This window comes from Paracoccus sigandri (assembly GCF_003709565.1).
Taxonomy (GTDB): domain Bacteria; phylum Pseudomonadota; class Alphaproteobacteria; order Rhodobacterales; family Rhodobacteraceae; genus Paracoccus; species Paracoccus siganidrum.
In genome coordinates this window covers 19494-42955 of the sequence record NZ_QNRC01000027.1, presented here as the reverse complement: position 1 = coordinate 42955, position 23462 = coordinate 19494, and the positions used below count along the sequence as shown (strand labels likewise).

Here is a 23462-nt window from a genome sequence, read left to right as displayed (position 1 = left end):
TGATGCCTTATCGATGGACAGATGCGGCCCCGGAGGATTCCGGGGCCGTTTCGCATCATCTGCTGCTGTGGCCCTATCGATCGCTGCCGCGGCGCGGCTTCGTCTGGTTCATCGGGATAACCGCCGCGCTTCTGGCGCTGCCGATGCTGGCGGCGCTTGGCAGCACGGCGCTATGGGGGTTGCTGCCCTTCGCGCTGCTGGCGGTGACCGGGATCTGGCTGGCGCTGCAGCGCAGCTATCGCAGCGGCCAGACCCGCGAGGAGCTGCACCTGTCCCGCCGGCGCCTGCACCTGCGCCGCTCGGATCCCGGCAGGCCGGACCGCGAATGGGAAACCAACAGCTATTGGGTGCGGGTCAACCTGCGCCCCGGCCCGGTCGAGGACTATCTGACGCTGAGCGACGGCCAGCGCGAGGTCGAACTGGGCGCCTTCCTGACGCCCGAGGAGCGGCGGCAATTGCAGGGGGAACTGCAGCAGCGGCTGGGGGCGCTGCGATAGGGCGGGCGGATTGCGTCCCGCGACGGCCGGGGGGCGCTGCCCCCCGGACCCCCCGAGGTATTTGGAAGGAGTGCGAGGGGCGGGGGGCCCAAGCTGGGGCCGAGGTCAGTCCTGCTGCTTGTGTTCGGGCAGGTCCTTGTGTTCGGTCGAGGCCAGGTCTTCCAGCTCGGCCTCGGTCATGCTGTCATACATGTCCTTCGACGCGCCTTGCAGGTCCTTGACCCTGGTCTCGCCGCGCTTGGCGGAGAGGGCGGCGCCGGCGGCGCGTTGCTGGGCTTTCGATGTCGCGGGCATGGGGTCACCTCCTGCGAAGGCCAACGCAGAAGGGGCGCGATCAGTTCAGCAGGCGGTCCTTGACCATCGGCCCGACGGCGGCGAAATCCATCTGCCCACCGTGGCGCGCGCGCAGCTCGGCCATGACCCGGCCCATGTCGCGGATGCCGGTCGCGCCCAGCTCCGCGATGGCCGCGTCGATGGCCGCCGCGGTCTCGGCCCCGTCCAGCTGGCGCGGCAGGAATTCCTGGATGACGCCGATCTCGGCCTCTTCCTTCGCGGCCAGTTCCAGCCGCCCGCCCTCTTCATAGGCGCGCGCCGATTCCTGGCGCTGCTTGACCATCTTCGACAGGATCGCGACCAGGTCCGCCTCGCCCAGCCCCTGCTCCTCGCCCCCGCTTGACCGGGCGGCGATCTCGCGGTCCTTGATCGCCGCGCCGATCAGGCGCAGCGTGGACAGGCGCGCGCTGTCCCGCGCCTTCATGGCCTCTTTCGTGGCGGCTTGCAGCCTGGCTTGCAGATCCATCGCGCGCTCCTTCGCCGAAAAACCCCGTGCGCCGGCCGATCCCGGACGCAGGCCACGCGATGTAAGGCGCGCGAGGCGCGGAATCAAGCGCGCCATCGGGCAGGCACCGGCTTGACCTTTGCCCGCCCGCCCCCTATCCACCGGCTGATTTCAGACAGAGGTGCCGACATGGCCACAAAACCGACCGCCTGCCTTGCGCTTGCCGACGGGACCGTCTTCTACGGCCAGGGCTTCGGAGCCACGGGCGAGGTCGTGGCCGAGCTGGTCTTCAACACCGCGATGACCGGCTATCAGGAGATCATGACCGATCCCTCCTATGCCAGCCAGGTCGTGACCTTCACCTTCCCCCATATCGGCAATACCGGCATCACCCCCGAGGATGACGAGGCCGCCGATCCCGTGGCCAGCGGCATCGTCGTGCGCTGGGACCCGACCCAGCCCTCGAACTGGCGCGCGGCGGGCGATCTGGCCGACTGGATGGCGCGGCGCGGCCGGATCGGCATCGGCGGCGTCGATACCCGCCGCCTGACCCGCGCGATCCGCCAGCAGGGCGCGCCGCATGTGGTGCTGGCCCATGACCCCGAGGGGAATTTCGACCTGGAGGCGATGATCGCCCGCGCCCGCGACTGGCAGGGGCTGGTCGGCCTGGACTTGGCGAAAGAGGTCAGCTGCGCCCAGAGCTATCGCTGGCAGGAAGGCGCCTGGGAATGGGGCAAGGGCTTCGGCGCCTCGGCCGAGGACCGGCCGTTCCGGGTCGTGGCGCTGGATTACGGCGCCAAGCGCAACATCCTGCGCTCGCTGGTCAGTTTCGGCGCCGATGTCACGGTCCTGCCGGCCACGGCCACCGCCGAGGAGGTCCTGGCCCATGAGCCCGAGGGCGTGTTCCTGTCCAACGGCCCCGGCGATCCGGCCGCGACCGGCGAATATGCCGTGCCGATGATCCGAGAATTGCTGGACCGCGACCTGCCGATCTTCGGGATCTGCCTGGGCCACCAGATGCTGGCACTCGCCCTGGGGGCGAAGACGGTCAAGATGGGCCACGGCCATCACGGCGCCAACCACCCGGTCCGCGACGAGGAGACGGGCAAGGTCGAGATCACCTCGATGAACCACGGCTTCGCGGTCGATTCGCAAAGCCTGCCGCAGGACGTGATCGAAACCCATGTCAGCCTGTTCGACGGCAGCAATTGCGGCTTGCGGGTCAGGGACAAGCCGGTCTTTTCGGTGCAATACCACCCCGAAGCCGCGCCCGGCCCGCAGGACAGCCTGTATCTGTTCCGCCGTTTTGCCGATTCCATGCGCAGCCGGCGCGCGTGAAGGGGCGGCCTTAACCGCTTCTTAACCCGCGCCGTGCCACCAAAGGGCGAGCCTCAGAGGATTCGCCCATGGCACGACAGGCAATCAGCAACGACGCGGCCGCGCCCGCCCTGCCCGATTCGGTTGGCATCTCTCCGCCTGCCCGGCTGATCGGCCCCATCCTGGCGCCGCGAAACCAGCGCCCCCTGGGCCAGATCCTGCTGGAGGACGGGGCGGTCGATCCCGCCAACCTGCTGAAGGCCGCGGTGATGCGGCAGCGCCAGGACGTGCGGCTGGGACGGATCCTGCTGGCGCATGGCTGGGTCACGCCCGCCGCGCTGACCCGCGCGCTGTCGCGGCAATGGCGCACCACCGCGCTGGACCCGGCCGAGACCCCGCCCGATCCGCGCCTGATCGATGCGGCGGGCGCGGATTTCTGCCTCAGCCACGGGATCCTGCCCTGGCGGCGCATCGGCGGCGTCACCTGGGTCGCCACCGCCCGCCCCGAGGGTTTTGCGGCGCTGCTGCCCCGCCTGCCGGCCGAATTCGGCACCATCCGCATGTTGCTGTGCAGCGAGGAACAGATCCAGCAGGCCGTGCTGGCCAGCCGCCGCACCGCGCTGATCCGCCACGCCGAATGCCGCGTCCCCGCTGCCGAGAGCTGCCGCACCCGCGACGAATCGCGCGCCGGGCGGCTGGCCCTGGGGCTGATGGCGCTGATCGCGCTGGGGCTGTGGGCGGCGCCGATCGCGCTGCTGTCGGTGCTGACCGCCTGGGCCGTCATCACCCTGATCGGGCAGAGCGTGCTGAAGCTGCTCTCGGCCATCGCCACCCTGCGCGCCCGCGCCGAGGAGCGGCGCCACCGCCAGGCCATCGCCGAAGGCAGGCTGGCCGCGCCCGAGATGACCGGCCCGCTGCCGGTGATCTCGGTCATGGTGCCGCTGTTTCAGGAAAGCGACGTCGCGGGCAAGCTGGTCGCGCGGCTGTCGCGGCTGGAATATCCGCGCGAGCTGACCGACATCCTGCTGGTGATCGAGGCCAGCGACATGGTCACCCGCGCGGCATTGAAGGACGCCCGCCTGCCGCACTGGATCCGCGTGGTCGAGGTTCCCGACGGCCCGATCCAGACCAAGCCGCGGGCGCTGAACTATGCGCTGAACTTCTGCCGGGGCGGCATCGTCGGCATCTGGGACGCCGAGGACCGGCCCGATCCCGACCAGCTGCACAAGGTCGCCCGCCGCTTCCATTTCGCGCCCGAGGACGTGGCCTGCCTGCAGGGGGCGCTGGACTATTACAACCCGCGCAGCAACTGGCTGGCGCGCTGCTTCACCATCGAATACGCGGCCTGGTTCCGGGTGCTGCTGCCGGGCGTGGCGCGGATGGGGCTGGTCGTGCCCCTTGGCGGCACGACGCTGTTCTTCCGCCGCGCCGCGCTGGAGGCGGTGGACGGCTGGGACGCCTGGAACGTCACCGAGGATGCCGATCTGGGCGTGCGCCTGGCCCGGCGCGGCTGGCGGACCGAGATCCTCGACACCACCACCGACGAGGAGGCGAATTGCCGCGTCCTGCCCTGGATCAAGCAGCGCTCGCGCTGGCTCAAGGGCTATGCGATGACCTGGGGCGTGCATATGCGCGACCCGGTGGCGCTGTGGCGCGACCTGGGCGCCCTCCGCTTCATCGCCTTCCAGGTGCAGTTCTTCGGCAATCTCTCGCAATACCTGCTGGCCCCGATCCTGTGGAGCTTCTGGCTGCTGTCGGCCGGGCTGCCGCATCCGCTGAGCGGGCCGCTGCAGGGCGTCTGGGCGGGCCATGCGGCGGCGGCACTGTTCGGCCTGTTCATCGCGACCGAGCTTCTGAGCATCGTGATCGGCATGTGGGCGGTGCGCGGCGCCAAGCATCGCCACCTGCTGGCCTGGGTCCCGACGCTGCATCTCTATTTCCCGCTGGGATGCCTGGCCGGGTGGAAGGCCATCTACGAGGTGGTGGTGAAGCCCTTCTACTGGGACAAGACCGCGCATGGCATCTTCGACGATGCCGAGGTCGCCGCGGCCGAACCCGCGTCGCCGGCCGGTGCCGTCTCGCTGCCGCTGCTGGGCCGGATCGGCGGGCAGGACCTTGCCGACCGGGCGGGCGAGATCGCGGCCCCCGCCGTCGCGCCCCCGGCCATCACGGATCCGGCCATCACGGCCCCCGCCGTCGCCAATGCCCAGCCCATGCCCGCCGACGCCGCGACCCGGCCGGGCGCGCTGCGGGTGGCCGGGATCAGTCTGCCGCCCCGACGGCGGACGGGGGCATGAAGCTCGCGATCAGCGTCCCTGCCCGCGTGGTCCGCTCGGCCAGCCTCTCCAGCAGCTGCGGCAGGTCCGCGCAGCCGGTCTCGCGCAGCAGGAATTCCTGCCCGCCCAGGCCGATCTCCTCCGGATCCAGCCGGCCTTCGGTCAGCAGCCGTCCCGAGGCATGAAGCCGCCACAGGAACCGCTGTGCCGAGGCCAGTTCCTCGGTCTCTGCCGCGCCCAGCAGCCCGGCCCGGCGCCCGGCGCGCAATTGCGCCAGCGTGCCGCGCGCCGCATCGCCGGCGCGCAGCGCGCAGGATTGCGCCAGCAGGTCGATGTCCTGCAGCCGGCCCGGCCCCAGCTTCGCCTCGTAGGGATCGGCGGGTTGCCGGGCGGCAAAGATCTTCTCACGCATCCGCGCCAGATCCGGCATCACCCGCGGATCGCCGCCGCGTTCGCGCAGCACCGATCCGCGCAGGGCCTCGACCTCCCCGGCCAGCGCCTCGGCCGCCGTGCCCACCCGCGCCACCACGCGGGCGCGGGTCAGGGCCAGATGCTCCCAGGTCCAGGCCTCGGTCATCTGGTAGTTCTCGAAGCTCTGGACCGAGGTCGCGACCGGCCCCTGCCGTCCCGAGGGCCTCAGGCGCATGTCCACCTCGTAGAGCCGTCCCTCGGCGGTGGGCGCCGACAGGGCGGTGATCATCGCCTGGGTCAGCCGCGCGTAATAGGCGCGCGTCGCCAGGACCCGCGGCCCCTCGGAGGCATCCACCCCGGCGGCGTCATAGATGACGATCAGGTCCAGGTCCGATCCCGCGTTCAGCAGCCGCGCGCCCAGGGATCCCATGCCCAGCACCACCGCCCCGCGGCCGGGCGGCGGGCCGTGGCGGCGGGCGAAATCGGCGGCGGTGACGGGAAACAGCGCGGCCAGCGACGCCTCGGCCAAGTCGGCATATTGCAGCGCCGCCTCGTCGGCATCGATCAGCCCGCGCAGGTGATGCACGCCGATGCGGAAATGCCATTCATGCGCCCACCGCCGGGCCGCGTCCAGCGCCCGCTCATAGCCCCCGCCCGGCGCGTTCAGCGCCGATGCCAGCGCCGCCGACAGCGCCGCGCCCAGGCCCGGAACGCCGGGCCAGGGCGCGAAGAAGCTGCCGCCCAGCACCGCGTCCAGCACCGCCGAATGCCGCGCCAGATAGGCCGCCAGGCCCGGCGCGGTGCCGCAGATGTCCACGATCAGCTCGATCAGCTGCGGATTGGCCTCGAACAGCGAGAACAGCTGCACGCCGGCCGGCAGGCCCGCCAGGAAGGCGTCGAAGCGCGCCAGCGTCTCGTCGGGGTGGCCGGCGCGGGCCATGCGCGACAGAAGCTCGGGCTCGACCCGCTTGAAGATCTGCTGCGCGCGCTGCGAGCGCAGGGCGGGATAGGATTGCCAGCGGTCAATGATGGCGCGGGCGTCGTCGGACAGATCGGGACGCTCGGCCGCCTCGCCGGGGGCGAAGAAGGATTCGGTCAGCTCGTGGACCCGCTCCAGCCGCGCCTTCAGGCGCTCGCACCAGCCCTCGACGTCGCCTTCGCCCATCATCGCGGCGATCACCGCCAGCCCGTCGCGATCCTTCGGCAGGGCGTGGGTCTGGGCATCGTTGACCATCTGGATCCGATGCTCGATGTCGCGATGGGCGCGGTAATGCGCGGTCAGCTCGGCCGCCACCTCGGGCGGGATCCAGCCCTTCGCGGCCAGCGCCGCCAGCCCGCCCACCGTGTCGCGCATCCGCAGGTCGGGATCGCGCCCGCCGGCGATCAGCTGCCTGGTCTGGGTGAAGAACTCGATCTCGCGGATGCCGCCGCGGCCCAGCTTCAGGTCATGGCCCGCGACCTCCAGCCGGCCGCCCAGGCCCTTGTGCTCGCGGATCCGCAGCCGCATGTCATGGGCGTCCTGGATGGCGGCGAAATCCAGGTGCTTGCGCCACACGAAGGGGCGCAGCTCGCGCAGGAAACGCTGGCCCGCCGCGATGTCGCCCGCGCAGGGGCGCGCCTTGATATAGGCGGCGCGTTCCCAGGTGCGGCCCTCGGCCTCGTAATAGGCCAGCGCCGCCGAGATCGAGATGCAGACCGGCGTGACCGCCGCATCGGGGCGCAGCCGCAGGTCGGTGCGGAAGACATAGCCATGCCCGGTCACGTCCGACAGCGTCGCGGCCATCTTGCGGGTGGCGCGGATCAGCGCCGCGCGGGCCTCGAACTGGTCGTCGGGCGCATAGGCATCGTCGTCGTAAAGCACGATCAGGTCGATATCCGAGCTGTAGTTCAGTTCCCGCGCGCCGCCCTTGCCCATGGCCAGCGCGAAGATCCCGCCGGCATCGGCATCCGTCGCGGGCAGCTTGCCGCGCCGCGCCTCATGCGCGACATGGGCGCGCAGGGCCAGGTCGGTCGCCCGGTCGGCCAGGTCGGACAGCGCGCCGGTCACCTTCTCCAGCGGCCAGACCCCGCCCAGGTCGGCCAGCGCCGCATAGAGCGCGACGCGACGCTTGGCCCGGCGCAGGGCGATGCCCAGATCGGCGGCGTCCAGTTCGTCGAATCCGGCGGTTTCGCGGGCCACGACATCCTCGTGATCCAGCGCGCCGGGCAGCCAGTCGGCCTCGCGTTCCAGCAGCCCGGCCAGATAGGGACTGGTGCCCGCCACGCCGGCAACCAGGTCGCGGACCGGCTGCGGCAGGCCGGCGAAAAGCGCGGCGGCGGCCTGGGCCCGCGCGGGATCGAGGGGCAGCGGATGGCGGGTGATGCGGGCGGCGAAATCCATGGCCGCCACAGTAGCCGATGCCCGGCGGCGGTCAATTCCGCGAAACCGGATCCCGTTAACCACGCCTGCAAAGGCTGGCCGCCTTAACCCTTTCCGCGCTTGGCCTGTCACGGATTCGTTGCTAGGCTTCGCTTCAGCTCAACAAAAAGGCGACCTATCCCGGAGTCGCGACGCCCGCATGATGAGATCCGACCCGCCCTTCCCTTGCAAGGCCCGCGCGTGATGCGCCACAGCCTGCCGCATGCCCCCCAGTTCTATGTGACGGCGCCGCAGCCCTGCCCCTATCTGCATGGCCGGGCCGAGCGCAAGCTGTTCACGGCGCTGCAGGGCGACAACGCGGTCGAGCTGAACAACGCGCTGTCGCGGCAGGGATTCCGGCGGTCGCAGAACGTGCTCTACCGGCCCAGCTGCGAAAGCTGCGTGGCCTGCATGTCGGCGCGGATCCGGGTGGCGGATTTCCGGCCCTCGCGCACCCAGAGGCGGCTGCTGCGGCGCAACCGGGCGATCCGGCGGCTGGCCACCAGCGCCTGGGCGACCGAGGAGCAATACGAGCTGTTCCGCCGCTATCTGGACCAGCGCCATTCCGATGGCGGCATGGCCGACATGGACATCTTCGAATTCGCCGCGATGATCGAGGAAACCCCGGTCAAGACGCGGGTGATCGAATATCGCCGCGACGCCGGGGATGGCGGGGATGGCGGCGACGACCGGCTGACCGGCGTCTGCCTGACCGATGTGCTGGATGACGGGCTGAGCCTGGTCTACAGCTTCTACGAGCCCGGCCAGGAGGCCGCCAGCCTGGGCACCCATATCATCCTCGACCATGTCGAGATCGCCCGCGCCGCCCGCCTGCCCTATGTCTACCTGGGCTATTGGGTGCCCGGCAGCCGCAAGATGGACTACAAGGCGCGGTTCTCGGCGCTGGAGATCTACAAGGGCGGGGTCTGGCAGGATATCGGCAACCCGCAGGATCACAATGACGAGGCCCATCCGCTGTCGGTCGATCCGATCGTCGAACAGGTCGCCCGCATCGCCCTGCCGCAATTCGACCGCTGACCGGGGCGGCCCGGAAGCCCGAGTCGCGAAAGATTATTTCAATTTCATGCGCCCTGGCGTCATTTTCTCCGCGCACCCCCATTGACCATATTCACGCGGCTGCATAGTTTGCCCCGACGCGGTGGCCGGGTTGGTCATGCGCGGGATTTACCTGATGGAGTAGAGAACATGTCCCGAACGATGACGGGTGCGAGAATGGTGGTCGAAGCGCTGAGGGATCAGGGCGTCGATACCGTATTCGGCTATCCGGGCGGGGCGGTACTACCCATCTATGACGAGATCTTCCAGCAGAACGACATCACCCATGTCCTGGTCCGCCACGAACAGGGCGCGGTCCACATGGCCGAGGGTTATGCGCGCTCCACCGGCAAGCCGGGGGTGGTCCTGGTCACCTCGGGGCCCGGCGCGACCAATGCCGTCACCGGGCTGACCGATGCGCTGCTGGATTCGATCCCGCTGGTCGTCCTGTCGGGCCAGGTCCCGACCTTCATGATCGGCACCGACGGCTTCCAGGAGGCCGACACGGTCGGCATCACCCGCCCCTGCACCAAGCACAACTGGCTGGTCAAGGACACCGCGAAGCTGGCCGAGACGATCCACAAGGCCTTCCATGTCGCCACCTCGGGCCGTCCGGGTCCGGTGCTGGTCGACATTCCCAAGGACGTGCAATTCGCCACCGACGAATATGTCGGGCCGAAACAGGTCGAGCCGGCGCAATACCAGCCGGCGCGCAAGGGCGACATCGCCGCGATCACCCGGCTGGTCGAGCTGATCGAGCGGGCCGAGCGTCCGGTGCTGTATACCGGCGGCGGGGTCATCAATTCCGGCCCCGGCGCCAGCCAGCTGCTGCGCGAACTGGCCGATGCGACGGGCTTTCCGGTCACCTCGACCCTGATGGGGCTGGGCGCCTACCCGGCCTCGGGGCGGAACTGGATCGGGATGCTGGGGATGCACGGCCTCTACGAGGCGAACCTGGCGATGCATGGCTGCGACCTGATGATCAATATCGGCGCCCGCTTCGACGACCGCATCACCGGCCGGGTTGCCGATTTCAGCCCCGGCTCGGTCAAGGCGCATATCGACATCGACCCTTCCAGCATCAACAAGGTGATCCATGTCGACATCCCCATCGTCGGCGATGTCGGCCATGTGCTGGAGGATATGCTGAAAATCTGGAAATCCCGCGGCCGCAAGGTCAACCGCGACGCGCTCGGCAGATGGTGGGAGCAGATCGAGGGCTGGAAGACCAGAAACTGCCTGGCCTTCCGGGGCAGCGACCAGATCATCAAGCCGCAGCATGCGCTGCAACGCCTGGAGGCGCTGACCAAGGGCCGCGACCGCTATGTCACCACCGAGGTCGGCCAGCACCAGATGTGGGCGGCGCAATACCTGCATTTCGACCAGCCGAACCGCTGGATGACCTCGGGCGGGCTGGGCACGATGGGCTATGGCCTGCCGGCCAGCATCGGCGTCCAGATGGCGCACCCGGACGCGCTGGTCATCAATGTCGCGGGCGATGCCAGCTGGCTGATGAACATGCAGGAGATGGGCACCGCGGTGCAGTTCCGCCTGCCGGTCAAGCAGTTCATCCTGAACAACGAGCGCCTGGGCATGGTGCGGCAATGGCAGCAATTGCTGCATGGCGAGCGCTATAGCCAGAGCTGGTCCGACAGCCTGCCCGACTTCGTCAAGCTGGCCGAGGCCTTCGGCTGCGGCGGTGCGCAGGTCCGCGATCCCAAGGAGCTGGACGCGGCGATCCAGGCGATGCTGGACCATGACGGGCCGTTCATCCTGGATGTGCTGGTCGAGAAGCACGAGAACTGCTTCCCGATGATTCCCTCGGGCAAGCCGCATAACGAGATGCTGCTTGGCGAGGCCGAGACCGAGGGCGCGATCCAGTCCGAAGGCGCGGTGCTGGTCTGATCGCGGCGGCGGGGGCGTTGCCCCCGCACCCCCAGGGTATTTTCCGCAACGAAGAAGAGAGGCGGAGCGATGAATGCGTTGAACATCCAGAAGGGCGCGTCGAGCCATTCGGCCTATGACCTGCGCGACCCGAATGCGCAGCTTGAGGAAAGCCACACGCTGGCGGTCCTGGTCGAGAACGAGCCGGGCGTGCTGGCGCGGGTGATCGGGCTGTTTTCCGGGCGCGGCTACAATATCGACAGCCTGACCGTGGCCGAGGTGGACCATACCGGCCACCGCTCGCGAATCACCATGGTGACGCGCGGCACGCCGGCGGTGATCGAGCAGATCAAGGCGCAGCTGGGCCGGATCGTGCCGGTCCATGACGTCCACGACCTGACCGTCGAGGGCCCCTCGGTCGAGCGCGAGCTGGGGCTGTTCAAGGTGCGCGGACAGGGCGACAAGCGCGTCGAGGCGCTGCGCATCGCCGAGATCTTCCGCGCCAATGTCGTCGATTCGAGCCTGGAGAGCTTCATCTTCGAACTGGTCGGCGCGCCCGGCAAGCTGGATGCCTTCGCCGAGCTGATGCGGCCGCTGGGTCTGAGCGAGCTGGCCCGCACCGGCGTGGCGGCCCTGTCGCGGGGCGCCTGAGCGCCGGCGAAACGGAAAGGGCCCGCCGTGAGGAGACGGCGGGCCGTTTTTCCTGCAAGTCTGGCGGGCGGGATCAGCCGGCGGCGCTGATTCGCGCGGCGCGGGCGACGGCGTGCTGACCGCACTCGGCGGCCTCGCCCGTCTCATCGCGCGAGACGACCAGCTTCAGATGGGTTTCGGGGCGCGATTCGGCCTGCTGGCCCAGCAGCCGGGGCAGTTCCGGGCAGCTTTGTTCCGACAGCAGTGCGACCTGCCGGGCATGGCGCAGCGCGCCGATCGTTTCGCATTCCAGTTCGACAAGATCGCCCGGTTCGGGCCAGCGCATCGGATCGGCCAGGCTGATGCGTCCCTGCAGATAGGCCAGCGAGGCCTGGTCCTCGCACCAGATCACGGCTTTTTCGCGGGCTTCGCTGCTCCATACAATCACGCCGATCATAGGCGAACCTTTCCTTGTCGTCATGGCGCGGAACCTCGCCGGAAACTTGTCAACTCAACAGTTTGTTTATGTGCATTGTTAACTGACTAAAGCAAAAAACCGCCGACAGGCTAGTACTTTTTGTCCCGGCATCGGCTATTTTTTGCACCGGCAGTTGAGATGGTCAGGTTAACACAACCAAAACGCGCCAAAATACCCAGACGAATTGCACAATTGCCACAGTTCGTCCTGGCTCGCCAGAGGATGATTTCCTTACCTTTACCGGATGCTGCGGGTGGCTTGGGGCGGAATCGGCGCGGCCTGGTTCCGGCTCAGCGCACCCGTCCCGCCTGCACGTCCGCGACCGCGCGCTGGACCTGCTGGATCCGCGCCGCGCGCGAGGGATGGGTGCCCAGGATATGATCGCCCGGATCGGGAATCCGCTCGAAGAAGCGGGCGCCGTTGATCGGATCGAAGCCCGCGTTCAGCGTCATGATCGCGCCCAGGTAATCGGCCTGAAGCTCCCAGTCCTTCGAATAGTAGCGCGACCCGACCGAGGCGCCGATTCGCCGCGCGGTATCCACCGCCGAGGAATTGCTGCCATAGACCGAGGCGATGCTGCCCAGGATCACCGCCCCCGCCGTCGCCGCCCCCGCCTTGCGCTCCAGGTGGTTCAGGACGTGGTGGCTGGCCTCGTGGCCGACGACGAAGGCGATCTCGTCGGCATTGCGGGCCGCGGCGATCAGCGGCAGGGTGAAGCCGATCACCGGGCGGCCGGTATTGTCGATGGTCTGGAAGGCGTTGATGTCCTGCCCCGGCCGGTCGTCGACCACGAACTGGAAGTCGCAATTGATCGGCTGGGTGCGGCGCTGCAGGCATTCGCGCTCGACCGCGGGCTCCATCCGCTGCATCACGCCGATGAAGTTGCGGGCCGCGGCCTCGGGCGTGTTGGTGGTGGTGAAGCCGGGCGCGGGTTCGGGCATCGGCGGCGGCGCGCCCACGGGCCCCTGCGGCATCGGCGCGCAGGCCGCAAGCAGGGCAAGCCCCGCCCCTGCCAGGACGCCGCCCATCCGCCGTATCGCATTCGCTCTGCCCGACACTGCCCGTTCCCCATCGCCTGGACGCGGTTGCTCCGCGCTTTCAGGGCCCATTCTAATGCGGCGCAAATGCGGGCGCAAACCCCCAGCGCTTGCCCCGTCCTCTCATTCACGCGATTGTCGGGATCAGCGAAGGAGAACCCGATGTTCACAATCGAGCATGATTTCGACGCCACCGTCATCACCCTGATCGACGAGGCCGAGCCCCAGAGCCGGCCGCTGAACGAGGATGTGGTGATCCTGACCTTCGACGACCGCGTCGTGATCGAGCAGATGAGCCCCGACGGGGACGAGGTCAATCGCGTCACCTTCACCATGCATCAGCTGGCCGAACTGCGCCTGGCGCTGAACCTGCCCGAGGGCAATTACCGCATCGAGAAGCAGGGCTAGTCCAGCCGGAAGACCTTGTCGCGCGAGGTCGCGCCGCGCAGCAGCGTCAGCCGCGACTTCGCGACGCCAAGCGATTTCGCCAGCAGCCGGATCACCGCCTGGTTGGCCTTGCCGTCCTCGGGCGCGGCGGTGACGTGGGCGCGGATCAGCTCGCCCTCGAGGGTGATCGCGTTGCGCCGCGCCCTGGGCGTGACCCGAAGCGCGATCAGCGCGCCCTCGCGCGCAAGATGGGACAGGTCGGGATCGCTCATGGCGCGGATGATCGCGGGCGGGGCGGCCCGGCGCAAGGGCTGACCGCTTGCACCCCGCCCCGCGCTCTGGGAAAACATGCGGGCCCGATGCGAAGGAGACGCCGATGGACTACCGCAATGACGCCGTGCTGGATTTCCTGGCCTCGCGCCGGTCGCATCCGCCGAAGCTGCTGACCGGCCCCGCCCCGGATCGCGACCAGCTTCTCCAGCTGCTGACCCTGGCCGCCCGCGCGCCGGACCACGGCAAGCTGGAGCCCTGGCGCTTCCTGGTGCTGGAGCGCGCGGCGCTGGACCGGCTGCAACCGATCCTGCGGCAAGAGGTGCTGGCGGCGGGCCAGGACGCGGCGGCAGCGGAAAAATCCGCCTCGGCCTTCGCCTCGCCGCTGATCGTCGCGGTGATCTCCTCGCCGGTGGACAGCGGGAAGGTCCCGGAATGGGAGCAGGTCCTGTCGGCCGGCGCGGTCTGCCTGGGGCTGGTCAATGCGGCGCTGGCCTCGGGCTGGGGGGCGGCCTGGCTGACGGGCTTCGCGGCGCTGGACCGGGGCTTTGCCGAGGCGCATCTGGGCCTGCGGCCGAACGAGCGCGTGGCCGGGCTGGTCCATATCGGCACCCGCGGCGCCACCCCGCCCGAGCGTCCCCGCCCCGACATCGCCGCCAAGACCAGCTGGCTGGAATGACCGTCCTGCGCGCCCTCGCGCTTGGCTGGGCCGACCTCTTGCGCCCGCGCATCCTGTCGCTGGTGCTGGCCGGGCTGGGGCTGACGCTGCTGCTGTTCCTGGCGCTGCAGGCGCTGATCTTCTGGCTGATCCGGCATTTCGTGCCGGGCGAGGCGACGCTGCCCTGGATCGGCAGGATCGACCTGGGCGACACGCTGTCCTGGGGGGCGCTGGCGCTGTTCCCGCTGTTGGGCATCTTCCTGATGGCGCCGGTCGCGGCGGGTTTCGCCGGGCTTTTCACCGATCAGGTCGCCGACCGGGTCGAGGACATCCACTATCCCGCCCGCCGGGGCCGGGCGCCGGATTTCCTGGACGGGGTGCTGGAATCGCTGGCCGTGGTCGCGGCGGTGCTGCTGGTGACGGTGGTGTCGCTGATCCTGACACCCTTCGCCGGGCCGCTGACGCCGATCCTGTTCTTCGGCGCGAATGGCTGGCTTCTGGGGCGCGAATTCTTCCAGATGGCGGCGCGGCGGCACATGGACGGCGCCGCCGCCACGGCGCTGCGCCAGGCCAATGCCGGGCAGGTGACGCTGGCCGGCGCGCTGGTCGCGGTGGCGCTGTCGATCCCGCTGGTGAACATCGCCGTGCCTTTGCTGGCGGCGGCGGCCTTCACCCATCTGTTCCACCTGATCAGCGGATCAGATGGTCCAGATTCTCGATATGCGCGCGGGTGACGATCCCGCCAAGGATCAGCCAGGCGATGATCCCCCACAGCACCGTCGTGATCCCCGTGGTCAGCAGCAGCTTGCGCCTCCATGCCAGCCTGCCCGGCGCGCCGGGCGGCGTTCCGGGCACGACCTCGCCCAGGTCGGCCTGGCTGCGCTGGCCGATCGGCATGACCACGAAAAGCGCCAGGAACCAGATCGAGGCATAGAGGACGACGGCGCCGGTCAGGTTCATCAGACTTGCTCCAGTTCGATCAGGCAGCCGTTGAAATCCTTGGGATGCAGGAACAGCACCGGCTTGCCATGGGCGCCGATCTTCGGCTCTCCGCTGCCCAGCACGCGCGCGCCCTCGGATTTCAGGCGGTCGCGGGCGGCGATGATGTCCTCGACCTCGAAACACATGTGATGGATGCCGCCCGAGGGGTTCTTGTCCAGGAACCCCTTGATCGGGCTGTCCTCGCCAAGCGGGAACAGCAGCTCGATCTTGGTGTTCGGCAATTCGATGAAGACGACGGTGACGCCATGGTCGGGCTCGTCCTGGGGGGCACCGACCTTCGCGCCCAGGGTGTTTTCATATTGCGCGGCGGCTGCCTTCAGGTCCGGCACCGCGATGGCCACATGGTTCAGACGTCCGATCATGTCATCCTCCGTTTGCCCGGCGTTTTAGGCCCTGCCGGCCGAAAGGGAAAGCGAAAGCGGGACCGGATTAACCGCTTCTTAGGGAAAGCCCGCTTTACTGGCCGAAGCAATCGATTCGATGAGGGATGACAGATGCTGACAGAAGTCGGAACCAAGCCGCAAGAGGCCCTGCCGCTGTGGCGGATGTCGCTGCCGGGCCGTCCGCTGACCGGGCTGACCCTGCTGGTGGTCGAGGATTCGCGTTTCGCCAGCGAGGCGGTGCGGCTGCTCTGCCTGCGCTCGGGCGCGCGGATCCGGCGGGCGGACTGCCTGCGTTCGGCCGCGCGCCATCTGCAGACCTATCGCCCGGCGGTGGTGATCGTCGACCTGGGCCTGCCCGACGGCGACGGCGCCGGGCTGATCCGCCAGATCGCCCGGGCCGAGCCGCGGGTGCCGGTCGTCCTGGGCATGTCGGGCGATCCGGATGCGCAGGCCGCGGCCATGGCGGCGGGGGCGGACGGCTTCCTGGCCAAGCCGGTCGAGAGCCTGGCGCTGTTCCAGCAGACGATCCTGTCGGCGCTGCCCGATGGCGCGCGGGGTCTCGGGCTGCGGGCGCTGCCCGACGACGTGATCCAGCCCGACCCGTCGGGCCTGCGCGACGACCTCGCCCATGTCGCCGAGATCCTGGCCAATTCGCAGGACACGGCGGCGATCGAATATATCGCCCGCTTCCTGGCCGGGGTGGCGCGTTCCGCCCATGACGCGCCGCTGGAATCCGCCGCGACGGCGCTGGCCCGCGACCACGAGGCCGGGCGCGCGCTGGCCGCCGACCTGGCCCGGATCAGCGGGCTGGTCCAGGACCGCCTGGCCTCGGTGGCCGAGATGTAGGGATCGCGGGCAGCGGATCGGCGATCCGATCCGGCAGGGCAGCCGCCGTCAGCGCCGACAGGCTTTGCCGCTGCCGGCCCGAGGCGTCGAAATTCGCCGCATCCAGCCAGGCCGCCCAGGCGCGGCTCAGCGCCGGCCAGTCGGCATCGGTGATCGCGAACCAGGCCGTGTCGCGGTTGCGGCCCTTCACGATCATGTGCTGGCGGAACACCCCCTCGAAGCCGAAACCCAGCCGCATGGCGGCGCGGCGCGAGGCCAGGTTCAGGGCGTTGCATTTCCATTCCACGCGGCGATAGCCCGCCCCGAAGGCCCAGCCGATCATCGCCATCAGGGCGGCGCTGGCCGTGCGGCTGCGCTGCAGGGCCGGGCTGAGCAGGATGTTCCCGATCTCGATCACCCCCATCGGCCGATCGATGCGCATGAAGGCGGCATGGCCAAGCGCCCCGCCCAGCCCGTCTGCCGGGACGATCGCATAGAAGCAGGGATCCGCGCCGGCCGCGGCATCTTCCAGCCAGTGCCCGAACTCCGCCGCATCCGCGAAGGGACCCTGGCCCATATAGTCCCACAGCTGGTCATGGCCCGCGACCGCATCATGCAGCGCCGCGCCGTGGCGCGCGGGGTCCAGCCGCTCCAGCCGCGCCCAGGGCGCCTCGATCAGCGGCAGTCCCGGCGCGGGCGGGATGGTGAAGCCCGTGACCTTCGGCCCCAGCAAGGCCCCCTCGCCCGTCACGCTGCCTGGCATCGCGATCCCTCCGCCCGTTTCGCCTCAGGCCAGAATGCGCGGATTGCCCCCCATGTCGAGCCCCGGAAACACCGCCGTCTCCAGAAGGTCGCGCGGAACGTCGAACAGGTCGCGCAGCGCCCAGGCGGCATAGGCGCGGATGTCGCGCACCGGCATCAGGTCGCGCCCGGCATAGAGATCGCCTTCGCCCAGCCCCGGCCAGCGCCCCAGCGCCTTGCCGCCGCGCACCGCGCCCCCGGCCATCAGCATCGCCCCGCCGGTGCCGTGATCGGTCCCGCCCGAGCCGTTCTCGCGCACGGTGCGGCCGAATTCGGTCATCGCCAGCACCGTGGTGCGCGACCAGTTCCGCCCCAGCCCGTCGCGCAGGGTCAGGATCGCATCGGCCAGACGTTCGAGCGCGCGCGAGATCACCTGCGGCTGGCGGGCATGGCTGTCCCAGCCCGGCAGCGAGAAACTGGCGATCCGGGTTTCCTGGTTCAGGCGGTCGGCCGCGAAGCGGGCCAGCGCGCGGGCATCGCGGGTCGGCCCGCCCTCTTCCTTCTCGCCGCCGATCTCCATCGAGGCGATCTCCATCGCCTGCGCCCCGGCGGCCTGGAACAGCGGGTCGTCGTGATAGACGCGCTCCAGCAGCATCTGCGCCTGCGGGCTCAACTCCAGCCGCAGTTCCGGCGCCCAGCTCATCGAGGGCGCCTCGCCCGACAGGATCCGCATCTCCTCGACGCCGACGGCATAGGCGGTCTCGGACTGCACGCCGGGCATCTGCTGCAGCAGCCGGTTCAGCCAGCCGTCGCGCTGGCTGCCCTCGCCCAGATCGGTGCCGGTCCCGGCCTCCAGCATGTCCTGCCCGTCGAAATGGCTGCGCTTGTCGCGATAGGGCGTGGAGACGGCGGGCGCGAAGCCCATCTCGCCGCTGCGCCACAGCGGCAGCAGCGGCGACAGCGCCGGATGCAGCGCGAAGAAGCCGTCCAGGTCATGCGCCCCGTCCTCGGGCCCGGTCGAGATCGTCCGGCGCAGCGCCCGCAGGTTCGGATCGCCGTAAGGCTGGAAGGCGTCCAGGCCATCCATCGCCCCGCGCAGGATGATCACGACCAGCCGGTTCTCGCCCGGCGCCGAGGCGAAGGCGATCGAGTTCAGCAGCGGATGCGCCGCCGCCGAGCAGCCGATCAGCGCGCTGGATTTCAGGAACAGGCGTCGGTTCAGCACGGGCTCACCTCCTGTTGAAATCGGCCGAAGCCAGGACGATCATCACCGCCTCGCGGGCGGTTTCCGCCTTGGGCACCGCCCATTGCAGCGCCTCGGAGGCGGTCGAGCCGAGCGCCGCGGCAAGGAAGGCCTCGGGCTGGGGCAGGTCGGGCTGCAGGCGCGGCGTGAAGCGCAGCGACCACTGGATCCGCGCCGCCAGGCCCTGCGGCGTCGCCCAGCTGGAGGCGCCCTCGGGCCAGCCGTCGGGGCCGACCGGCATCCCCCAGCGCTGGCCCATCCCGGTCATCGGATATTGCAGCCAGTTGCGCGCCTTCGTCAGCTCCAACCCCAGGACATCGTCGCCGGTCAGGCCAAGTGCGCGCACGGATGCGACAATGAAATCAAACGGCTGGCGGACCTTCTTGCGAAAATGGGTCTCCAGCTCCGGCGCCTCGACCAGGATGGCATAGAGCGCGGGAAGATGGCCGTCGCTGTCCTGCCAGGCGGCGGTGAGGCGGCGCACCAGATCCTCTGGCGGGTCGTCATCGACGAAATGCACCACCAGCTTGCGCGACAGATGCTCGGCCGTCGAGGGATGCAGCGCCAGGTCGGTCATCGCCGCGCGGATATCGCCCAGATCGGCCTCGCCATCGCCGCCATAGCTCTTGCCCAGCACCGTCTCGGCGCCCGGCTCGGCAAGCTGCGGCAGGAAGATCTCGTCCCGGCGGGCATTGAAGCGCAGCCCGGTCAGCAGCTTGGCCAGCTGCCGCACGTCGCGCTGGCCATAGTCGCCGTCGACCCCCAGCGTGTGCAGTTCGATCATCTCGCGGGCGAGGTTCTCGTTCAGGCCCAGCTTGCGGTCGGGCCGGTTGCGCGCCGACCGAGAGCGGGGCCCGACCGAGCTGTTCTGGTCCAGATAGCCCAGCATCATCGGATGGGTATCCGCCGCGAACAGCAGGTCCGCGAAATGGCCGTTCAGATGCGGCCGGATCGCCTCGTCGATGAAGGCATTGGCCAGCAGGATCTGGAACGGATTGCCGCCGCGAACGGTGAAATGGTCGGCCCAGAACTGGACCAGCCTTTCGCCGAAACCGGCGGGATCGCCGACGGCGCGGGCGAAGCGGCGCTGGACGGCATGGCCGTTGCGCTCGACCACCTCGTCGCGCTGGCGCTGCGCCTCCTGGCGGGCGGCCTCGTCGCCGTCCCTGGCCTTCTGGACCAGTTCGGCCCGCGCGATGGTGGCTTCGCGAAAATCCTGCGTGCGCACGGCATGCGCGTCGGGGGCCGCGCTTGCGACCGAGGCAAGCACCGCCGCCGCATCCGTGGGCGGGGGGATCAGCGGCGACAGGCCGAAGCCAAGCCGGATCGCCGCGAGTTCGGGATAGGCAACCATGATCGCACCATCTGTTCCGCTGCGGGGACCGTGCGCCCCGCAGGATGTATGGCACGACGCGCGGGACGATGTCAGTTCACTCTTTCGGCAAGACCCGCAGGCGCAATTCGCGCAGCTGTTCGTTGGCAGGCTCGGACGGCGCGCCCATCATCAAGTCCTCGGCCCGCTGGTTCATCGGGAACATGATGACCTCGCGGATGTTCTGCTCATCCGCCAGCAGCATCACGATCCGGTCGATCCCCGCGGCGCAACCCCCGTGCGGCGGCGCGCCATAGCGGAAGGCCTTGACCATGCCGCCGAAACGCTTCTCGACCTCGGCTGCCGGATAGCCCGCCAGCTCGAAGGCCTTGAACATGATTTCCGGCTTGTGGTTGCGGATCGCGCCCGAGACCAGCTCGTAGCCGTTGCAGGCCAGGTCATACTGGAAGCCCTTGACCGCCAGCGGATCGCCCTCCAGCGCCTGAAGACCGCCCTGCGGCATCGAGAACGGGTTGTGGCTGAAGTCGATCCGGCCCTCGTCGGTCTTCTCATACATCGGGAAATCGACGATCCAGGCGAACTTGAACTGGTCCTCTACAGTCAGGCCCAGCTCGCGGCCGATCTCGTTGCGGGCGCGGCCGGCGACGGGCTCGAACTGCTCGGGGCGGCCGCCCAGGAAGAAGGCCGCGTCGCCGATCCCCAGGCCCAGCTGCAGGCGGATCGCCTCGGTCTTCTCGGGGCCGAGGGCCTTGGCGATGGGGCCTGCGGGTTCGGTGCTGCCATCCTCGGCCTTGCGCCAGAAGATGTAGCCCATGCCGGGCAGGCCTTCCTTCTGCGCGAAGGCGTTCATGCGGTCGGCGAATTTGCGCGACCCGCCGCCCGGCGCGGGAATGGCGCGGACCTCGGTGCCGTCCTGTTCCAGCAGTTTCGCGAAGATCGCGAAGCCCGAGCCGCGGAAATGGTCGCTGACCACCTGCATCTCGATCGGGTTGCGCAGGTCGGGCTTGTCGCTGCCGTATTTCAGCATCGCCTCGGCATAGGGGATGCGCGGCCAGTCGGGATCGACCGGGCGGCCCTTGCCGAATTCCTCGAACAGGCCCTGGATGACCGGCTGGATGGCGGCGAAGACGTCCTCCTGGTCCACGAAGGACATTTCCATGTCCAGCTGGTAGAAATCGGTGGGCGAGCGGTCGGCGCGCGGATCCTCGTCGCGGAAGCAGGGGGCGATCTGGAAATACTTGTCGAAGCCCGCCACCATGATCAGCTGCTTGAACTGCTGCGGCGCCTGCGGCAGGGCATAGAACTTGCCCGGATGCAGGCGCGAGGGCACCAGGAAGTCGCGCGCGCCCTCGGGCGAGGACGCCGTGATGATCGGGGTCTGGAACTCGGTGAAGCCCTGGTCCCACATGCGGTTGCGCAAGCTGCGCACCACCTGCGAGCGCAGCATGATGTTGTCGTGCAGGCTTTCGCGGCGCAGGTCCAGGAAGCGATAGGTCAGCCGGGTTTCCTCGGGATAGTCCAGGTCGCCGAAGACCGGCAGCGGCAGCTCGTCGGCGGGGCCGAGGATCTCCAGCTCGGTCGCGTAGACCTCGATCTCGCCGGTGGGCAGCTTGGGGTTGACCAGCGATGCGTCGCGCAGCTTGACGCGGCCGTCGATGCGGATCACCGTCTCGGCGCGCAGCTTCTCCATCGCGGCGAAGGCGGGGCTGTCGCTGTCGGCCAGCACCTGCGTCATGCCGTAATGGTCGCGAAGATCGACGAACAGCACGCCCCCGTGGTCGCGAACGCGGTGAACCCAGCCCGACAGGCGGACGGTTTCCCCGGCATTGGCGGCGGTCAGGTCGCCACAGGTATGGCTGCGATAGGCGTGCATGATCGGTCCCCGGTTGTTCAGGCCCCGCATGAAGCGCGACGGCGCGGCGAAGTCAACCGCTCAGAAGGGACGGACCACGTTGCCGGACCAGAAATAATAGCCCATCCCCACGGCGAAGAGCATGTTTCCCGCCACCGCGTGAAGAAGCCAGGCCGAGGGGAAGCCCTGGCGCAGATAGGCGCGGGCGAAGAACCAGCCGCCGATGAAAGTCATCAGCGCCACGATCCAGGACCAGTACATCAGGTGGGCGAAGGAAAAGACCGCCGCATTGGCGGCGATGGCGCCATGGCCCACCGGCAGCAGCGCGCCGTAGCGGTGAAAGAACAGCGGCCGGAAGATCAGTTCCTGCGGCAGGGCCGACAGCAGCGGATAGAGGGTCCAGATCAGCACCAGCATGTCGGGGCGGTTGCGGGGGATGTCGAACAGCCGCCCCGGATTCGAGACCTGCAGGATCACCACGCCCGCGACCAGCGTCGCGACGGCGATGCCCAGCACCTCGACCCAGCGGATCCGCCCCCAGCCGCTGACCAGCGAATGCCAGCCGAAGCCGCCGGTGCGCCACAACAGCCACAGCCCGGCGAGGGAAAAGACCGCCAGCGCCTCGAACAGCATGTGGCCGGGCATGAACAGCGCGATGGCCAGCGGCGCCCCCACATAGAGCGCCGCGAATTCGGCCCAGAGCCAGGGACGCGGCCTTACCGCGTCAGTCGTGTCTGCAACCATCGCTGCCAATCCGCAGAGCTTCCGGCGAAAGCGTTCAGGTCCACATTGCCCCGAATCCCAGGCACGATACCAGTGCCGGTATATTGCCAGAAGGCCCAACGCTGCCCCGGATAGATCATACGTGGGTGATCGGCGACCGAACGCAGCCAGAATTCCGCCCGCATGTCGCCCAGCTGGTTGTCGCGGTAGAAATCGACGGTGGTGTAGATGATCGGGCGCTGGCCGTAATGGCGGCCGACGATGTCGAGGAAGACATTCGCCTCGCGCTTGACCTCATGGGGCGGCGGACGGCGCGGGCAGGTGCGGGAATTGGTCCATTCCAGGTCCAGGACCGGCGGCAGCGAGCCCGCCTCGCGCGGGACGTTGCGGATGAACCACGCCGCCTGCTCGGCCCCGGTGCGGCAGAAATAGTAATAGTGATAAGCGCCGCGCGGGATGCGCGCCTGCGCGGCCTCGCGCCAGTAGCGCATGAAGTTCGGATCGGCGTGGTCGCCGCCCTCGGTCGACTTGATGAAGGCGAAAGAGATCCCGGCATTGCGGACCTGCCCCCAGTCGATGTCGCCCTGCCAGCGCGACACGTCGATGCCGTGGACCGCGTGGCCATAGGGATGGCCGTTGCGCCATTCATGGGGGCGCGAATCGCCCAGCCGCGGATTGGCGCCGGGGCCGGGACTTGGCCCGAAACCGCCGGGGCCGCCCGGCACGGGATTTCTGGCGCAGGCCGCGAGGGCCACCAGCAACACACCGATCATGATCTTCTGAAGAAGTCGCATCCTGCCCCCGAATCCTGCCTGATTCACCGTGCTTGCCGCACTTTGTCTCGCTTATCGCAAAGCCGTGAGCGAAAGTCACCGGGCCGTCAAGGTCACGATAGCGTCAGGAGGCGATGCGAAACGGCCCCGCGCGCGGGGCCGTTCCTGCTGTTCCGAACCGGATGGTTCGCCCGGTCAGTCTGCCGGTCAGTCTGCCGGCGCCGTTTCGCCTTCGGGCACCGTGCCCTCGACGGGTTCGGGCACGACGGGCGCCGTTGCCGGATCCTCGGTGCCTTCCGCCTCGGTCGAGGTGGTGCCGGCGGGCGGCGGGGTGGTGGCGATGCCGTCGTCTTCGGGCGAACCCGGAATGAAGACGAGGAAGGCAAGCGCCGCCACCACCAGCGCCACGACGATGGCGATCAGCGCCGGGCGGTGGCGCCAGGCCGATCGTTCGGGGACGTTGTCGTTATGGGACATCATGGGCCTCCTTGAAACCGCTGCGGAATCAAC

General features: G+C 69.2%; 25 protein-coding genes. 10 read left to right on the top strand and 15 right to left on the bottom strand.

Going from position 1 to position 23462, the window contains the following annotated elements; genetic code table 11:
• Positions 1-2: 2 nt before the first annotated feature.
• A complete protein-coding gene (locus C9E82_RS18845; RefSeq protein WP_119901112.1) occupies positions 3-497 on the top strand; it encodes a DUF2244 domain-containing protein in 495 nt (164 codons plus the stop codon).
• Between the two features lie 105 nt (positions 498-602).
• On the opposite strand, the gene C9E82_RS18840 is transcribed toward C9E82_RS18845, so the two are convergent.
• Together C9E82_RS18840 and C9E82_RS18835 are read right to left on the bottom strand one after the other, a co-directional pair.
• Complete coding sequence (locus C9E82_RS18840; protein WP_119899461.1) at positions 603-791, bottom strand: DUF3008 family protein; 189 nt, start codon at positions 789-791, stop codon at positions 603-605.
• 40 nt (positions 792-831) lie between these two features.
• Positions 832-1296: a GatB/YqeY domain-containing protein gene (locus C9E82_RS18835; RefSeq protein ID WP_119899459.1), complete on the bottom strand. Its 465-nt coding sequence runs from the start codon at positions 1294-1296 to the stop codon at positions 832-834.
• Between the two features lie 168 nt (positions 1297-1464).
• Between C9E82_RS18835 and carA the strand changes: the two genes are divergently transcribed.
• Both carA and C9E82_RS18825 read left to right on the top strand, forming a co-directional pair.
• Positions 1465-2613: a glutamine-hydrolyzing carbamoyl-phosphate synthase small subunit gene (carA, locus tag C9E82_RS18830; RefSeq protein WP_119899457.1), complete on the top strand. Its 1149-nt coding sequence runs from the start codon at positions 1465-1467 to the stop codon at positions 2611-2613.
• Between the two features lie 68 nt (positions 2614-2681).
• Positions 2682-4889 carry a glycosyltransferase gene (locus C9E82_RS18825; protein WP_119899454.1) on the top strand — a complete coding sequence of 736 codons (2208 nt, stop codon included), beginning with the start codon at positions 2682-2684 and terminating at the stop codon, positions 4887-4889.
• Here the strand turns inward: C9E82_RS18825 and C9E82_RS18820 are convergent.
• Positions 4855-7659, bottom strand: a complete 2805-nt coding sequence (locus C9E82_RS18820) for a bifunctional [glutamine synthetase] adenylyltransferase/[glutamine synthetase]-adenylyl-L-tyrosine phosphorylase (protein WP_119899452.1) — start codon at positions 7657-7659, stop codon at positions 4855-4857. The genes C9E82_RS18825 and C9E82_RS18820 overlap by 35 nt on opposite strands.
• Before the next feature lie 222 nt (positions 7660-7881).
• Here C9E82_RS18820 and C9E82_RS18815 point away from each other — a divergent pair, with 222 nt between their 5' ends.
• From C9E82_RS18815 to ilvN, 3 genes are all read left to right on the top strand, one after another.
• On the top strand, positions 7882-8715 hold the full coding sequence (locus C9E82_RS18815; protein WP_119899450.1) for an arginyltransferase: 834 nt from the start codon (positions 7882-7884) through the stop codon (positions 8713-8715).
• 168 nt (positions 8716-8883) lie between these two features.
• Positions 8884-10638: an acetolactate synthase 3 large subunit gene (locus C9E82_RS18810; RefSeq protein WP_119899448.1), complete on the top strand. Its 1755-nt coding sequence runs from the start codon at positions 8884-8886 to the stop codon at positions 10636-10638.
• A 69-nt stretch (positions 10639-10707) separates the two neighbouring features.
• A complete protein-coding gene (ilvN, locus tag C9E82_RS18805) occupies positions 10708-11268 on the top strand; it encodes an acetolactate synthase small subunit (protein ID WP_119899445.1) in 561 nt (186 codons plus the stop codon).
• Between the two features lie 73 nt (positions 11269-11341).
• On the opposite strand, the gene C9E82_RS18800 is transcribed toward ilvN, so the two are convergent.
• Together C9E82_RS18800 and C9E82_RS18795 are read right to left on the bottom strand one after the other, a co-directional pair.
• Positions 11342-11704: a hypothetical protein gene (locus C9E82_RS18800; RefSeq protein ID WP_183154116.1), complete on the bottom strand. Its 363-nt coding sequence runs from the start codon at positions 11702-11704 to the stop codon at positions 11342-11344.
• A 311-nt stretch (positions 11705-12015) separates the two neighbouring features.
• The gene (locus tag C9E82_RS18795; RefSeq protein WP_119899443.1) at positions 12016-12753 is read right to left on the bottom strand and encodes a M48 family metallopeptidase; all 738 of its coding nucleotides are present in this window, start codon (positions 12751-12753) and stop codon (positions 12016-12018) included.
• Positions 12754-12924: 171 nt separating this feature from the next.
• Here C9E82_RS18795 and C9E82_RS18790 point away from each other — a divergent pair, with 171 nt between their 5' ends.
• Entirely contained in the window at positions 12925-13170 is a 246-nt protein-coding gene (locus C9E82_RS18790; protein ID WP_119899441.1) for a hypothetical protein, read from the top strand.
• Here the strand turns inward: C9E82_RS18790 and C9E82_RS18785 are convergent.
• Positions 13167-13421, bottom strand: a complete 255-nt coding sequence (locus C9E82_RS18785; RefSeq protein WP_119899470.1) for a DUF167 domain-containing protein — start codon at positions 13419-13421, stop codon at positions 13167-13169. The genes C9E82_RS18790 and C9E82_RS18785 overlap by 4 nt on opposite strands.
• A 104-nt stretch (positions 13422-13525) precedes the next feature.
• Between C9E82_RS18785 and C9E82_RS18780 the strand changes: the two genes are divergently transcribed.
• Together C9E82_RS18780 and C9E82_RS18775 are read left to right on the top strand one after the other, a co-directional pair.
• Positions 13526-14098, top strand: coding sequence for a nitroreductase family protein (locus tag C9E82_RS18780; protein ID WP_119899439.1), 573 nt, complete (start codon positions 13526-13528; stop codon positions 14096-14098).
• A complete protein-coding gene (locus C9E82_RS18775) occupies positions 14095-14811 on the top strand; it encodes an EI24 domain-containing protein (protein ID WP_119899437.1) in 717 nt (238 codons plus the stop codon). Before C9E82_RS18780 ends, C9E82_RS18775 begins: the two co-directional genes overlap by 4 nt.
• On the opposite strand, the gene C9E82_RS18770 is transcribed toward C9E82_RS18775, so the two are convergent.
• Positions 14768-15037 carry a DUF1467 family protein gene (locus C9E82_RS18770; protein ID WP_119899435.1) on the bottom strand — a complete coding sequence of 90 codons (270 nt, stop codon included), beginning with the start codon at positions 15035-15037 and terminating at the stop codon, positions 14768-14770. The two genes, C9E82_RS18775 and C9E82_RS18770, sit on opposite strands and share 44 nt — an antisense overlap.
• On the bottom strand, positions 15037-15441 hold the full coding sequence (mce, locus tag C9E82_RS18765; RefSeq protein WP_119899432.1) for a methylmalonyl-CoA epimerase: 405 nt from the start codon (positions 15439-15441) through the stop codon (positions 15037-15039). The genes C9E82_RS18770 and mce overlap by 1 nt, the downstream gene beginning before the upstream one ends.
• Before the next feature lie 132 nt (positions 15442-15573).
• On the opposite strand from mce, the gene C9E82_RS18760 reads away from it, so the two are divergent.
• Positions 15574-16308: a response regulator gene (locus C9E82_RS18760; RefSeq protein WP_183154115.1), complete on the top strand. Its 735-nt coding sequence runs from the start codon at positions 15574-15576 to the stop codon at positions 16306-16308.
• Here the strand turns inward: C9E82_RS18760 and C9E82_RS18755 are convergent.
• The 7 genes from C9E82_RS18755 to C9E82_RS18725 all read right to left on the bottom strand — a co-directional run bounded on the left by C9E82_RS18755 (position 16262) and on the right by C9E82_RS18725 (position 23429).
• Complete coding sequence (locus C9E82_RS18755) at positions 16262-17050, bottom strand: GNAT family N-acetyltransferase (RefSeq protein ID WP_119899430.1); 789 nt, start codon at positions 17048-17050, stop codon at positions 16262-16264. The genes C9E82_RS18760 and C9E82_RS18755 overlap by 47 nt on opposite strands.
• A 24-nt stretch (positions 17051-17074) precedes the next feature.
• On the bottom strand, positions 17075-18250 hold the full coding sequence (locus tag C9E82_RS18750) for a DUF1501 domain-containing protein (RefSeq protein WP_119899465.1): 1176 nt from the start codon (positions 18248-18250) through the stop codon (positions 17075-17077).
• A gap of 7 nt (positions 18251-18257) precedes the next feature.
• Positions 18258-19625, bottom strand: a complete 1368-nt coding sequence (locus tag C9E82_RS18745; RefSeq protein ID WP_240643610.1) for a DUF1800 domain-containing protein — start codon at positions 19623-19625, stop codon at positions 18258-18260.
• Positions 19626-19701: 76 nt separating this feature from the next.
• Positions 19702-21477: an aspartate--tRNA ligase gene (gene aspS, locus C9E82_RS18740; protein WP_119899463.1), complete on the bottom strand. Its 1776-nt coding sequence runs from the start codon at positions 21475-21477 to the stop codon at positions 19702-19704.
• A 60-nt stretch (positions 21478-21537) separates the two neighbouring features.
• Positions 21538-22200: a CPBP family intramembrane glutamic endopeptidase gene (locus C9E82_RS18735; RefSeq protein ID WP_119899426.1), complete on the bottom strand. Its 663-nt coding sequence runs from the start codon at positions 22198-22200 to the stop codon at positions 21538-21540.
• Positions 22173-22973 (bottom strand): glycoside hydrolase family 25 protein, encoded by an 801-nt coding sequence (locus C9E82_RS18730; RefSeq protein ID WP_119899424.1) that lies wholly within the window; start codon positions 22971-22973, stop codon positions 22173-22175. The genes C9E82_RS18735 and C9E82_RS18730 overlap by 28 nt, the downstream gene beginning before the upstream one ends.
• Before the next feature lie 186 nt (positions 22974-23159).
• Positions 23160-23429 carry a hypothetical protein gene (locus C9E82_RS18725; RefSeq protein WP_147482373.1) on the bottom strand — a complete coding sequence of 90 codons (270 nt, stop codon included), beginning with the start codon at positions 23427-23429 and terminating at the stop codon, positions 23160-23162.
• Positions 23430-23462: the final 33 nt, after the last annotated feature.